Genomic DNA, 13,411 nt, shown 5'->3' with positions numbered 1-13,411 from the left:
TTCAAACGGCTGGTTCAAACTGCACCGGCTTACTGCGTTTTATCAGGAGCTGGCATAGTTTCAGTTGTAACAGCAGCTGGCGTTCGGTATCGGCAGTGGCACCATCAGGGGCATACAGGTGCTGATCAAAGCGGCGCTGTAATACCGCAAGTTCGGTTTTCAAATCCGGGTAGCTTTGCTGCAACTGAGCAATGACAGACAAGGGACTGGCGCCGCTTTCAGCGTTGATCCCGGCATGTCTGGCCAACAACAATAATTTTTCCCACTGCTGTTTGATACGTGACTGTTTTTGCGACGGTGCGCGTAACACCATCAACAAGGTCATGACAGCAAAGGCGGCCAGCACAGCAGCAATCAGCCACCAGACCATATCCATAAAACTGCTTCGAGTCATAAACGACTGCAACAGCTGTTGCTGGCGAGACTTGTCATAAGACAGCACCCAGCGTTGCCATAGATAATTGATCGAATCCACTTTCATGCTCAGCTCATACAACCAGCCAAGCTGCCGCAACTGCGCGGGCTTGATCAGCGAGTCTTCCATAAAGGAGCCTTCTTCTCGCATGGCTTCTTCCAGCCCCAGCTCGATACGCGCCGGAGAAACCGCCGCCGTCGGATCAACCCGCACCCAGCCCTGGCCGTCACGCCAGAGCTCAGCCCAGGCATGAGCATCGTACTGGCGCACTGAAAGATAATTTTCCGTACTGTTCCACTGGCCGCCCTGATAACCTGCAACGACCCGTGCCGGAATCCCGGCCAGCCGCGCGGTGTAAACAAAAGCACCGGCATAGTGGGCACAAAAGCCACGCTGGCTATCAAACAGAAACTGGTCAATATCATCAGCGCCCAACACTGGCGGCTTGAGGGTATAAACAAAACTCTGGCGAAAGCGCTCAAGCAGACTATTCATCAACTGCTCTGGTGGTGTACCTGCGGCCAGTTGCTCCCTCACCCACTGGCGTAGCCTAGGATTACCGGACTCCGGTAATTGCAGATTGAACTGGCGCTGCGACAGCGGCAAATAAGCTGGTGTGCTTGCCGCTGTTGCCCGGGCAACACTGCGATAGCGTTTGCGCTGATAAACCGGCAAACGGCTGACCAGCAAATCGGTGCTGGTGTAACCAATCCCCTGCTCCAGCGCCGCGCCGTTACGCAGTGAAAACAGCCAGCGCTCCGAGGTCGCTTCCTGAATAATTTCGTAACCGGTATCGGCGTCTGACGGCTGATAGTCATTACCGCTGCCAAACCAGTCAACATCGCGGCCACGGCGGGAAAAGCTCCAGCGGCGGCCGTCATATTCATCCAGCACCATGGCGCGCCAATACAGTTGCTGTCGTGGCAACTGCTGGCCTGAATCAAAAGTCACCCGAAACGCCAGCTCACCGGATTGACTCAGCGAGGCGATATCCCCCGGCGACATGGTTTCACTCAAACCGGTTTTGGCTTTTTCGGCCTGCAGGTTAAAGGTCCAGAGCGGCGCCAGACGGGGGAAAAACAGATAAAACACCAGCATTACCGGCAGTGACACAAGCATCAAACGATTGGTATGGCGATGAATCACCGCAAACATCGGCAGCTGGCTGCTGCCCAGCTGCAAGGCCACCAGGGTTGCCAGCAACAACCAGAGTTCAACAATGCCAAACAGGCCCCAGCCAATGCCCTGTTCAAACAGGAATCCCACCGCCAGCAGAAACGCGGCCAGAAACACCACCACAAAGCCATCCCGCTGATTGCGCATTTCCAGCAGCTTTAACAGGCTCATGGCAACAAAAAACGCCGTCGCACTTTCCAGTGTGTAGCGGCCACTGAAACCCGCAACCACAGCTCCGGCAACGGCTGTGACCGCCAGCACCTTGGTAATCTTGCCCGGATACGGCAGCACACCGCGGAACATCAACCAGCGCCAGCCAACAATGGCAGCAGCAATAACCCACACCAGAATGGGCAAATGACTGTAATGCGGCAACAGGGCCGCCAGACTGGAACCCAACAGCCACAACAAGGCGGCTCTGGGCAAGCCTAACGGCTGCTTCAGGGAAGCACTCATGAGGCTTCTCCCCAAACCGCCAGCGCGGTCAGACAGGCTTTCATATGAGCCTCACTGTGCGTCGGTTTGATTTCCACGCCCGGCAAACGCAACCCATATTCCCAGCCTTTCTGATGGACATCGAGCACCGCACCACAGAGAATCGACAAGCGGGTTTCGGCATCGCCACTGATGTTTGCCCAGTCAAGCCAGCAACTGGCGCCGTCGTCACTGTCAAAATCCTTGGTCACCAGACCCTTGCCACGGGCCAGCTGTTTCCAGGCGATTTGACGCATGGAATCCCCTGGCTGATATTGCCGCAGGCCACGAAAGTCCTGATCACCGCTGGTCTGCCGGGTTGCCCCGATCAATTCGCCGCCGTCACTGCCACCTGCCAGTCGCAACGAATCATGAATCGGTTTGGGATACACCAGGGTATGAAAATCCAGCCGGATCCAGCTCCAGGCCCGAAACAGCCCCAGCGGAAAACGGCTCTCCAGCAACAACCGCCCGGGCTGCAACTTGCCGCGCCGTTGGCTGCGATAAGACAATTGCAGGGTTTCGAACTGCCCCCGCTGCACATGCAGCGGGCGTGGCGGGTTATCCGGATAACCCAGCCACAAACCCAGATGCTCCCGCTTGTTGCCAGCTTGCAATTGCAATGGAATCTCGAACACCTGTCCGGCATAACCATCCGGCGCTTCACGACTGATCAATATCAGCCCCTTCAGATTACGAAAAGTCAGATACATGGCCGACAGGCCGATACTGAATAACCAGAAGGTCAGGCCATAAATCAGGCTGCTCTGATAGTTGATTGCAGTAACCAGCATGATCAACAACATGACAGCGAACAACAGCCCGGCCCGGGTCGGCAGGATAAATATGGATCTGTGTCCCAGCTGCTGACGGCGCGTACCTGGAATACGCTTGTCGAGCCAGCGCTGCCCTCGCAGTTTCAGGTACTTTTTGCAGTCCTGATACCAGCCATTGCGCCAGGATTCAGGCATCAAACGCTGCAGCATGTCAGACCAGCACCGCCACCGAATTGAGTATGCGAGCCGAGACACTGTGCGCGCCGCCGTCTGCGGCATCAGCCAGCCGGTGATCTACTACCGACGGCAACACCGCCTGAATATCTTCCGGAATCAGATGCTCACGCTCATGCACCAGCGCCCAGGCCTTGGCGGCCTGCAATAGAGCCAGCGCCCCACGTGGTGACAAGCCGTACAGATAACCCGCTTCATAGCGGGTAAATTGAATAATCCGTTGCAGATAGTCCAGCACACTGGCGGACGCATGAATGGTTTTTACCTGCTGCTTTAACTGAGATAACTGTTGCGGTGAAATTTGTTGTTGCAGCTGATTCGCCAGCTGGCGATGACCATTACCTTCCAGCAGTTGACGCTCAGCCTCAGCAGACGGATAGCCCAGCGAAATCCGCATCAGAAAACGGTCGAGCTGGCTTTCTGGCAAGGGAAAGGTACCGGATTGCGATACCGGGTTCTGGGTGGCGATAACAAAGAAAGGTTCTGGCAGTGGTCGGGTTGCGCCTTCGACCGTTACCTGACGTTCTTCCATCGCTTCCAGCAAGGCACTTTGGGATTTGGGTGTGGCACGGTTGATTTCATCCGCCAGCAACAACTGGGTGAACACCGGGCCTTCGTGAAAACGAAAACGTCCAAGTTCGGAACCCGGCTCTTTTTCAAAGATGGAAACGCCGAGAATATCGGCTGGCAGCAGGTCGCTGGTGAACTGGATACGGTTGTATTTAAGGCCTAACACCCCCGCCAGCGCGTGTGACAAGGTGGTTTTACCCATGCCTGGCAAATCCTCGATCAGCAAGTGACCGCCAGCCAGCAGGCAGCTGAGTGCCAGTTTAAGCTGCTCTTCCTTGCCCAGAATCACCCGATTCAGTTGTTGCAGTGCGTCCCGTACGGCGCTCGTCATCCAGCGTCTCCAACCTTGTCCAATTTCGCTACATCATAACAGCAGACGAATACGAACAGGTGTCGGTTGGCTTACAGATTTCGACAAAAGCGGCACCGAGCTGCCAATCCGAAGCGCAACTCAGTGTTCAGATGGCAGCGTCTATCAATTGAAGATACTTAGTTGAGAACACCGACAAAAACGGGAGCCGCAGCTCCCGTTTTGATGCACTGATCAGAATTCGGCTTACAGACTATCGAGGCCGCGCGCCAGATCCTTGATCACGTCCTTCGGATTTTCCAGACCAACCGCAACCCGAATCAGGCCCTGGCTAATGCCAGCCGCCAGCCGTTCGTCTTCCGTGATACGACCATGAGTGGTGGTCGCCGGATGGGTGATGGTGGTTTTGGCATCACCGAGGTTGGCGGTGATGGAAATCATGCGGGTAGAATCAATCACATGCCAGGCTGCCTCTTTGCCACCTTCGACTTCGAACGACAATACACCACCAGACATACTCTGCTGCTTGTCGATCAACGCACGTTGTGGGTGAGACGCCAGACCACAGAAGTTCAGTTTGGTTACTTTTGGATGCTGTTCCAGCCACTCTGCCACCGCCGTACAGTTTTCACTGTGGGCCTTCATCCGCAGACTCAGCGTTTCCAGACCCTTGGTGAACACCCAGGCGTTGAACGGACTCATGGTTGGGCCAGCGGTACGCAGCACACCAACCACCGGATCGATCAGCTCTTTGGAGCCCACCACTGCGCCACCCAGACAACGCCCCTGGCCGTCGATAAACTTGGTCGCCGAATGAACCACCAGATCAGCCCCCAGGCTCAGCGGGCGCTGAATCGCTGGCGTACAAAAACAGTTGTCGATCGCCAGCAGGGCACCCACTTCTTTGGCCACCGCCGCCAGTGCTTCGATGTCAGCCACTTCCATCACCGGGTTGGATGGTGACTCCAGGAAGAACAAGCGGGTTTCCGCGCGGGATTTGGCTTTCCAGGCAGAGGCATCCGTTGGATCAACATAGTCGATGTCCAGACCAAACTTGCGCAGATATTTTTCAAACAGGTTGATGGTGCTGCCAAATACGCTCTGGGAACACAGCACGTGGTCGCCTGCCTTCAGGTGCGCCAGCACCACTGACAGAATTGCCGCCATACCAGACGCGGTTGCCGCACAGGCTTCGCCACCTTCCATCGCTGCCAGACGTTCTTCGAACGTGCGTACAGTCGGGTTGGTGTAACGGGAATAAACGTTGCCCTGAGCGTTACCAGAGAAAGTCGCCTGAGCTTCGGCGGCAGAACGGAACACATAGCTGCTGGTCGGGAAAATCGCCTCGGAGTGCTCGTGTTCCTGCGTGCGGTACTGGCCGGCACGCACCGCCAGGGTTTCAATTTCGGCGTCCGTCAGATCGGACTGGTAAGGGTCAAGTAGATCGTGAATATCAGTCATGGTTTGAGCCTTGGGTGGTCGCTACCAACAAATAGATTTGGTCAGGAAACACAAACAAAAACGGGGCAGATCACTCTGCCCCGTTTGCAAGCATTCAGAATCCGCCAGTGACGGATTCGGGGCTATCAGGATTCCGCTTCGTTGTGCAGGTCAATCGCCACGTTGGCAATCGCCTTGCGAATGGTCTTGGAAGAATCACTGCGCAAGTCTGCCAGACGACGGAAGTAGTTTTCATCAATATCACCGGTCACGTATTCACCGTTGAACACGGAACAGTCAAATCCTTCGGCGGTGGTCTTGCTACCTTCCAGACAAGCCTGGATCAGATCGTCGAGATCCTGATAAACCAGCCAGTCTGCGCCAATCGCATCCGCAATTTCTTCGGTGGTACGGTTGTGGGCGATAAATTCTTCCTTCGCTGGCATGTCGATGCCGTAGACGTTCGGGTAACGAACGGCAGGTGCCGCCGAAGCAAAATAGACCTTTTTGGCACCAGCTTCACGGGCCATTTCGATGATCTGCTCACAGGTCGTACCACGGACGATGGAGTCGTCGACCAGCAGCACGTTCTTGCCACGGAATTCCAGGTCCAGCGCGTTGAGTTTCTGTTTCACAGACTTCTTGCGCTGCTGCTGGCCCGGCATGATGAAGGTCCGGCCAATGTAGCGGTTCTTCATGAAGCCTTCGCGGAACTTGATACCAAGACGGTTGGCCAGTTCCATTGCTGAAGCACGACTGGTGTCCGGAATCGGAATCACCACATCAATGTCGTGCTCAGGGTATTCACGCATGATCTTCTCGGCGAGCTTTTCGCCCATACGCAAACGGGCCTTGTAGACCGCCATGCCATCCATAATGGAATCTGGACGAGCAAAATAAACCTGTTCAAACAGACACGGGGTCAGTTTGGTGTTGTCCGCACACTGCTGGGTGAAAATTTCACCGGCTTCGGTCATCACCACACATTCACCCGGAGCAATATCACGCTCCAGTTTGAAACCCAGTGCGTCGAGTGCAACAGACTCGGAGGCGGCCATATATTCCGGACCTTGCTCGGTATCACGACGACCAAAAACCGCCGGACGAATACCGTTTGGATCACGGAAAGCAATAACACCATAACCACAGATCATGGCGACCACGGCATAACCACCACGGACACGCTCATGAACACGACGTACCGCCTTGAAGATAGTCTCCGGGGTTGGTTGCAGCTGACCCTGGGCATGCAGTTCGTGGGCAAACACGTTCAGCAATACTTCCGAGTCGGACGTGGTGTTGATATGACGCAGGTCTTCGCGATAGATGTCCTGGGCCAGATCGGCGGTGTTGGTCAGGTTGCCGTTGTGCGCCAGCACGATACCGTATGGCGAGTTCACGTAGAACGGCTGGGCTTCAGCAGAGCTGGAGCTGCCCGCAGTTGGATAGCGCACATGGCCAATGCCCATGTTGCCGATCAACCGCTGCATGTGGCGCGTTCGAAATACATCCCGTACCAGACCGTTGTCCTTGCGCAGGTAAAATTTTCCCTGCTCACTGGTTACGATACCGGCAGCGTCCTGGCCACGGTGTTGCAACACCGTCAGGGCATCATAAATAGACTGGTTAACATGGGTCTTGGCGACGATACCCACAATTCCGCACATGCGCGTTCTACCTCAAATTCAGGACGGGATGGAAGACATCATCTGACTGGCGGCACCGGGCAAGGTCTTGCGAGCCCAGTCAGCCAACAGTTCGAGATGAGGAACCAACAGAGATTGTTGCCACCACGGATCCTGCGGAACCATGGTGAATTGCAAACCATAGACAATAGCCACCAGCACCACCAGCCCCCGGATACAGCCAAAAACCATACCCAGAACCCGGTCCATACTACCGAGGCCTGTCAGCCGAACCAGTTCGGCGATCAGATGACTTACCATGGTGCCTACAGCAACGGTTCCCAGAAACAGAATCACGAATGCTGCAATCCAGCGCAATGAGTTGGTTTCGACATGATCGGCCAATAACGTCGCCAGATTGCCGCTGAACATACGCGCGACGACAAAGGCACCGACCCAGACGACCAGGGAGAGGGCTTCCTTGACGAACCCTCGTTTCAGGCTTATCAGACTGGAAACGAGCAGCACCGCCAAAATGACCCAATCGATCACGGCCATGAACTGTTACACCACAGGTTTGAAACAAGCGCGCAGTATAGGGTTTCGCCTGCTGGGCGACAACCAGATGACTGCAGAGTTTGAACATTTCAGGCCAGCTGATTGCACCGAAAGCGCCCACATCAAACGGACCTGATCAAATAGAAAGCACCGAGAGATCAAATAAAAGCCAGCCTGATCAGTTGGCCTGGTAACGTTTGATTCGCAAATCGTCGCGCTTGAGCTGCTGCTGCAAGCGTTTCAACAGCGATTCTGCCGCCTCCCGCTGCAATTCCGGTCCGGCGAAGACCCGCGTCAGACCATCGCCGTCGCTGCGCGAGAAAGCCTTGAAACCCTGCTGACGCAATTTATCACGATATTTGTCCGCGTTTTCGAGACTGGAAAACGCCCCGACCTGCACCGCCCAGGCATACGGCAACAGTTCTTCATCGAGCACTGCCCGATCCGGCTGTTTCGCCACCGCTGGCGGCGCTGCCACACTTTGATCGCTCAGGTCTGATTGCGGCGGCTCCAGCTCCTTGCTGGCTTCGCCATTGGCGAGCTGCTCGAGATCAAAACGAATGCGCTGCTGATCTTCAACTTCCGCCCATTCCGGCATCGCCGGCATGTCGGGCATATCTTCGTCGATGGTCAGGTTCTGACGCTGACCATCAATCACAATCGGAACCAGAACGGCCAGCGCCAGCACGGTCACGACCGCGCCGACTATCCGTTTGTTCAGATGCTTTTCCATGAATTTTCTTTCGCCTGCTGCTGAGCCTGGATGAACTTGAGAGCGTACTCGACGGTAACAAAAGAACCAACGACCAGCCAATGTTCACCGTCTTTTGCCGTTTGCAGAATATGCTGCAAGGCACTGTTGACGTCGACCGTCGCAGCCGCAACCGGTTCCTTGCCACGGTCGGATTCCGCAAACCGCTGCTGCAAACCCGCTACCGGCAAACCGCGATAACCGTCCAGCCCGGCCAGCAACCACTGTTTTGGTTGCGGTAACGCCATGATCACATCCTCGACCGGCTTGTCACTCAGCATACCCAGCAGGATGCCATCCGGTTGCAAGGCACGGGTAGCCAGGTAGCTGGCGGCCTGCTCGTTATGGGCAACATCCAGGGTAAAACGAATAGTCCGGCCATCTTCGAGTTGGCACTGCCAGCCCTGCAATCGACCAGGCACCCGCAACTGGCGAATGACTTCAGCAACTTCCGGCTCCGGCAACAGATGACCAATCGCCGCCAGCGCCTGAATCGCCGTAGCGATATTGGCGCCCGGGATATAACCGGCTGGCAGTTGCCATTCCATGCGGGTGTCTTCGTCCGGATATGGCAGGAAGCGGATTTTCAGAACACGCTCGTCACCGTTGGCCTGCTCAACCACATCGAACTGCTCACCGCGCCCCAGCCAGAAACCATGCAGCTGCTCAACCGTTTCACGGCCACGGGCTGGTGCATCCGGCTGGCCACATACCAGGTAACGACCTTCACGGGCAATCGAACATTTCTCATAGGCAATGACGTTAACGTCGTTACCCAGCCAGGCCTCGTGATCAAGCCCAATGCTGGTCACCACCGACAGATCAGCTTCGACCACGTTCACGGCATCCAGACGACCGCCCAGGCCAATTTCCAGCACACAGGCATCAAGAGACTGCGAGCGGAACCAGGCCAGTGCCGCCAGGGTACCAAATTCAAAATAGGTCAGTGGAATATCACCACGAGCCTGTTCGACCAGCTCAAATGAGTGACACAGATCCGCGTCGGCAATATCACTACCATTCACCGAAACACGTTCGTTGTACTTCAGGATATGCGGGGAGTTGTAGGTCCCTACCCGCATACCCTGTCTGGCCAGCAGTCGCGTCAGCAAGGCTGAAGTCGTACCCTTGCCATTGGTGCCACCGACCAGAATCACCAGGGGTGCTGGTTTGAGACAATCGAGACGAGCCGCAACCTGCTGCACCCGTTCGAGTCCCATATCAATATCCGCCGGGTGAATCGCTTCCAGATGTTGCAACCAGCGATTCACATTCCAGGTGGATGTATCCATTCTTGTCTCTCCAGCAACCGTGTTTAATCAATAAAGCAAAAGCGGATCAGGCCTGATCCATCGCCGTACGCATCTCAGCAATCAGCTCACTGACCTGCTGGCGGGCAAGTTCGGCGTTGTCGGCATTGGCAGCGATACGATTGACAATCGCCGAACCAACAATCACGCCATCACAGACTTTGGCAACGGCACCGGCAGTTGCGCCGTTGCTGATACCAAAACCCACTCCGACCGGAATCGACACATGTTTACGAATGCGGTCGAGGTTACGCGCCACATCGTCTACGTCCAGTGCTTTGGAGCCGGTAACACCCTTCAACGACACGTAATATACGTAACCACTGCCCGCCTTGCCGATGGTTTCGATACGTTCATCGGTGGTGGTTGGTGCGATCAGATAGATCATATCCAGCTCACGGGATTTGAAGCTGTCTTCAACATCAACTGCCTCTTCCGGTGGCAGATCGACCAACAACACACCGTCAACGCCAGCCACCACCGCCGCCGCCGCAAACTCGTCGTAGCCCATCCGCTCAACCGGGTTCAGATAACCCATCAGCACCACCGGCGTGGTGGCGTTAGTGGTACGGAATTCAGCCACCATCGCCAGCACATCTTTCAGCGAGGTGTTGTGCGCCAGAGCGCGCTCACAGGCCAGCTGAATAGTCGGGCCATCCGCCATTGGATCAGAAAAAGGCACGCCCAACTCAATCAGATCGGCACCCGCTTCAACCAGCGCGTGCATCATGGGAACGGTGGCTTCCTTCTGTGGGTCACCGGCAGTGATGTAGGGGATCAGCGCCTTTTTGCCCTGCGCTTGCAGGGCTGCAAACAAACCGTTAATACGAGACATTTTTAAATTTCCTGAATTCTTGATCCTGTATCCGCGAGCAATTTCGAAAGCGTCGTGAGCGATACGCAAGCAAGGCAAAAGTCGGCGATGAAGCGGAGTTTATAACTCATAAATGAGCATTCAGAGCCGACTTTTAACGCAGCATACGTGAGCGCAACAGCTTTCAGTGCATCAAGCGGTTACACCGTCGAGCGCTGCGATAGTATGAATGTCCTTGTCACCACGACCGGACAGGTTGACCACAATGACCTTGTCTGACGACATGGTTTTGGCCAGCTTCATGCCATAAGCAACCGCGTGAGAGGATTCCAGTGCTGGCATAATGCCTTCCAGCCGGGTCAGCTTGTGGAATGCGTCAATCGCTTCGTCGTCCGTCGCCGCCACATAGTTGGCGCGGCCAACGTCTTTCAACCAGGAATGCTCAGGACCAACGCCCGGATAATCCAGACCGGCAGAGATGGAGTGTGTTCCCATGATCTGGCCGTTCTCATCTTCCATCAGGTAAGTACGGTTACCGTGCAAAACGCCCGGGCGACCCTTGTTCAGTGGCGCGGCGTGATCATCACCGTCCAGACCCAGGCCACCGGCTTCAACGCCGTACAGGGCCACTTCCGGATTCTTGATGTAGGGATAGAACATACCAATGGCGTTGGAACCACCACCCACACAAGCAACCAGCGCGTCTGGCTGGCGACCCAGTTGCTCCAGGCTCTGTTCTTTCAGCTCACGGCCAATAATCGACTGGAAGTCACGTACCAGCATCGGGTACGGGTGTGGGCCTGCGGCAGTACCAATAATGTAGAAAGTGTCGTCAACATTGGTTACCCAGTGACGCATGGCTTCGTTCATGGCGTCCTTGAGGGTTTTGGTACCGGAAGTCACAGACTCCACTTCGGCACCCAGCAGCTTCATGCGGTATACGTTGAGCTTCTGGCGCTCAACGTCGGTAGAGCCCATGAACACCTTACATTCCAGACCAAAGCGTGCTGCCACTGTGGCAGACGCCACGCCGTGCTGACCGGCACCGGTCTCGGCAATGATTTTCTTCTTGCCCATAAACTTGGCCAGCAAGGCCTGACCAATGGTGTTGTTCACCTTGTGGGCACCGGTGTGGTTAAGATCTTCGCGCTTGAGGAAAATGCGCGCACCACCACAGTGGTTGCTGAGACGCTCGGCGTAGTACAGCGGTGACGGACGGCCAACATAGTGGGCCAGATCAGAATCGAACGCTTTCTGGAAATCTGCGTCATCACGCAGTTTCAGATAGGTTGCCTGCAGCTCATCAAGCGCTGCCGTCAGGGTCTCAGAAACAAAACGGCCGCCGTGGATACCAAAGTGGCCACGTGCGTCTGGCAGGTTGGCTTCCATAAAAGCCGCGTGTGCGTTATCAGGAGTGGTTGACACGATACACCTCGTTCATAAATGCCTGGATCTTGCTGGCATCTTTGATGCCTTTTTGTCCGTCGGCTTCAACACCACCGCTGATATCCACTGCAAAGGGATTAACATCACGAATGGCGGTAGCCACGTTATCCGGCGTCAGGCCGCCAGCAAGAATAATGGGTTTGGTCAGATTAGCGGGTACCAGTGACCAGTCGAAGGTCTCACCAGTACCACCGGGAACACCCGGCTTATAGCTGTCTAGCAGCAGTGACAAGGCACCTGGGAAGCGCAGGCACGCCTCCACCATATCCGACGCTTGCCGGACACGGACGGCTTTGATGTAGGGGCGGTTGAATTGTTGGCAGAAGCCATCGTCTTCGTCACCATGGAATTGAATAAGGTCGATTCTAACGGCATCCAGCACGCTTTGCACTTGTTCGGAAGTCGGATTCACAAAAAGTGCCGTGATGCTGACAAACGCAGGCACAACAGCGGCAACAGCCTGCGCCTGCTCAATACTGACCGCCCGCGGACTGGGTGGATAAAACACCAGCCCCAGTGCATCAGCACCGGCATTGACCACCGCAATGGCATCTTCCGGACGGGTAATCCCACAGATTTTGGTACGGGTGCGCACCACAGCGTTGGCCAACATTCTGCTACTCCAGCGTCAAAAATGCCGAAATAGTATCAGAGAAAACACCCTGATGAATCAGAGCGCCTGCCTGATTAGCGCGTTAGCGACAGCGCAGGTTCAAGAATCAGCGGACCAAATGGCTGCGACGGAATCTCAAACTGCTCAGGGTAGCGCACCCCCACAAAATGCAGACCGTCACCCGGTGCTGTCACGCCAGCTGCCAACCGCGAACGAGCATCCAGCACGTCCTTCATCCAGTCAGGTTCTTTATGACCTTCGCCCACCGGAATCAGTACCCCCATGATGTTGCGCACCATGTGGTAAAGAAAGGCACTGGCCTCCAGCTCTACCATGATCAGATCACCCCACTGCCGCACCTCGATGCGATGCATGGTTTTGACCGGAGTTTTGGCCTGACAGTCCTTGGCCCGGAAAGAAGTGAAGTCGTGCTCACCGAGCAAATGATTGGCCGCCTGCTGCATTCGTTCAGCATCCAGCGGATAGCGCCACCAGGTCATCTGATCATGCTGCAACGCCTGACGGTATTTGCTGTTGTTGATGAGGTAACGATAACACCGGGCCCGGGCCTTGAAGCGGGCATGGAAGTCGCCATCCACTTGCTGCAACCACTGTACTGACACCGCTGGCGGGGTATTGGTATTGATCCCCATTATCCAGCCGTAATCGGTACGTTTCGAGGTGGAATCAAAGTGAATCACCTGGCGGGTAGCATGCACACCGGCATCAGTACGCCCGGCACAGGCTACTTCGACAGGATGATTGGCTACTTTCGAGATAGCCGCTTCGAGAGCGGCCTGAACGGTAGGTTCGTTGTGATGTTTTTGCTTCTGCCAGCCGTGGAAACAAGCACCGTTGTATTCCACGATGGCAGCATATCGATAGACTTCAGACATTAA

The 13,411-nt window shown here is 55.5% G+C and carries 12 protein-coding genes; all 12 read right to left on the bottom strand.

Annotated features, from left to right (window positions below; translation table 11 throughout):
- Nucleotide 1 precedes the first annotated feature (1 nt).
- Nucleotides 2–2,047: a transglutaminase TgpA family protein gene (locus K6123_RS05110; RefSeq protein ID WP_221794815.1), complete on the bottom strand. Its 2,046-nt coding sequence runs from the start codon at nucleotides 2,045–2,047 to the stop codon at nucleotides 2–4.
- Nucleotides 2,044–3,036, bottom strand: a complete 993-nt coding sequence (locus K6123_RS05105; protein WP_221794813.1) for a DUF58 domain-containing protein — start codon at nucleotides 3,034–3,036, stop codon at nucleotides 2,044–2,046. The genes K6123_RS05110 and K6123_RS05105 overlap by 4 nt, the downstream gene beginning before the upstream one ends.
- Nucleotides 3,037–3,052: 16 nt before the next feature.
- Nucleotides 3,053–3,976: an AAA family ATPase gene (locus K6123_RS05100; RefSeq protein ID WP_221794811.1), complete on the bottom strand. Its 924-nt coding sequence runs from the start codon at nucleotides 3,974–3,976 to the stop codon at nucleotides 3,053–3,055.
- Nucleotides 3,977–4,201: 225 nt separating this feature from the next.
- Nucleotides 4,202–5,416: an O-succinylhomoserine sulfhydrylase gene (locus K6123_RS05095; protein ID WP_221794809.1), complete on the bottom strand. Its 1,215-nt coding sequence runs from the start codon at nucleotides 5,414–5,416 to the stop codon at nucleotides 4,202–4,204.
- Nucleotides 5,417–5,541: 125 nt separating this feature from the next.
- Nucleotides 5,542–7,062: an amidophosphoribosyltransferase gene (purF, locus tag K6123_RS05090; protein WP_221794807.1), complete on the bottom strand. Its 1,521-nt coding sequence runs from the start codon at nucleotides 7,060–7,062 to the stop codon at nucleotides 5,542–5,544.
- A gap of 18 nt (nucleotides 7,063–7,080) precedes the next feature.
- Nucleotides 7,081–7,578, bottom strand: a complete 498-nt coding sequence (locus tag K6123_RS05085; protein ID WP_221794805.1) for a CvpA family protein — start codon at nucleotides 7,576–7,578, stop codon at nucleotides 7,081–7,083.
- Between the two features lie 178 nt (nucleotides 7,579–7,756).
- Nucleotides 7,757–8,311, bottom strand: coding sequence for an SPOR domain-containing protein (locus tag K6123_RS05080; RefSeq protein WP_221794803.1), 555 nt, complete (start codon nucleotides 8,309–8,311; stop codon nucleotides 7,757–7,759).
- Nucleotides 8,296–9,621 carry a bifunctional folylpolyglutamate synthase/dihydrofolate synthase gene (locus tag K6123_RS05075; RefSeq protein ID WP_221794801.1) on the bottom strand — a complete coding sequence of 442 codons (1,326 nt, stop codon included), beginning with the start codon at nucleotides 9,619–9,621 and terminating at the stop codon, nucleotides 8,296–8,298. The genes K6123_RS05080 and K6123_RS05075 overlap by 16 nt, the downstream gene beginning before the upstream one ends.
- Before the next feature lie 46 nt (nucleotides 9,622–9,667).
- Entirely contained in the window at nucleotides 9,668–10,474 is an 807-nt protein-coding gene (gene trpA / locus K6123_RS05070) for a tryptophan synthase subunit alpha (protein ID WP_221794799.1), read from the bottom strand.
- A gap of 171 nt (nucleotides 10,475–10,645) precedes the next feature.
- A complete protein-coding gene (trpB, locus tag K6123_RS05065; protein WP_221795589.1) occupies nucleotides 10,646–11,842 on the bottom strand; it encodes a tryptophan synthase subunit beta in 1,197 nt (398 codons plus the stop codon).
- 19 nt (nucleotides 11,843–11,861) lie between these two features.
- Nucleotides 11,862–12,512 (bottom strand): phosphoribosylanthranilate isomerase, encoded by a 651-nt coding sequence (locus tag K6123_RS05060; RefSeq protein ID WP_246624630.1) that lies wholly within the window; start codon nucleotides 12,510–12,512, stop codon nucleotides 11,862–11,864.
- Between the two features lie 74 nt (nucleotides 12,513–12,586).
- Nucleotides 12,587–13,408, bottom strand: a complete 822-nt coding sequence (gene truA / locus K6123_RS05055) for a tRNA pseudouridine(38-40) synthase TruA (RefSeq protein WP_221794797.1) — start codon at nucleotides 13,406–13,408, stop codon at nucleotides 12,587–12,589.
- Between the last annotated feature and the right edge of the window lie 3 nt (nucleotides 13,409–13,411).

The sequence above is a fragment of the Oceanobacter mangrovi genome, assembly GCF_019740315.1.
Lineage (GTDB): Bacteria > Pseudomonadota > Gammaproteobacteria > Pseudomonadales > Oceanobacteraceae > Oceanobacter > Oceanobacter mangrovi.
This window is presented reverse-complemented; position numbering and strand designations above follow the sequence as displayed.

Coding starts and splice junctions, on each gene's coding strand:
- K6123_RS05110 (WP_221794815.1), bottom strand. CDS start 2,047: ATGAGTGCTTCCCTGAAGCAGCCGTTAGGCTTGCCCAGAGCCGCCTTG.
- K6123_RS05105 (WP_221794813.1), bottom strand. CDS start 3,036: ATGCCTGAATCCTGGCGCAATGGCTGGTATCAGGACTGCAAAAAGTAC.
- K6123_RS05100 (WP_221794811.1), bottom strand. CDS start 3,976: ATGACGAGCGCCGTACGGGACGCACTGCAACAACTGAATCGGGTGATT.
- K6123_RS05095 (WP_221794809.1), bottom strand. CDS start 5,416: ATGACTGATATTCACGATCTACTTGACCCTTACCAGTCCGATCTGACG.
- purF (WP_221794807.1), bottom strand. CDS start 7,062: ATGTGCGGAATTGTGGGTATCGTCGCCAAGACCCATGTTAACCAGTCT.
- K6123_RS05085 (WP_221794805.1), bottom strand. CDS start 7,578: ATGGCCGTGATCGATTGGGTCATTTTGGCGGTGCTGCTCGTTTCCAGT.
- K6123_RS05080 (WP_221794803.1), bottom strand. CDS start 8,311: ATGGAAAAGCATCTGAACAAACGGATAGTCGGCGCGGTCGTGACCGTG.
- K6123_RS05075 (WP_221794801.1), bottom strand. CDS start 9,621: ATGGATACATCCACCTGGAATGTGAATCGCTGGTTGCAACATCTGGAA.
- trpA (WP_221794799.1), bottom strand. CDS start 10,474: ATGTCTCGTATTAACGGTTTGTTTGCAGCCCTGCAAGCGCAGGGCAAA.
- trpB (WP_221795589.1), bottom strand. CDS start 11,842: ATGGAAGCCAACCTGCCAGACGCACGTGGCCACTTTGGTATCCACGGC.
- K6123_RS05060 (WP_246624630.1), bottom strand. CDS start 12,512: ATGTTGGCCAACGCTGTGGTGCGCACCCGTACCAAAATCTGTGGGATT.
- truA (WP_221794797.1), bottom strand. CDS start 13,408: ATGTCTGAAGTCTATCGATATGCTGCCATCGTGGAATACAACGGTGCT.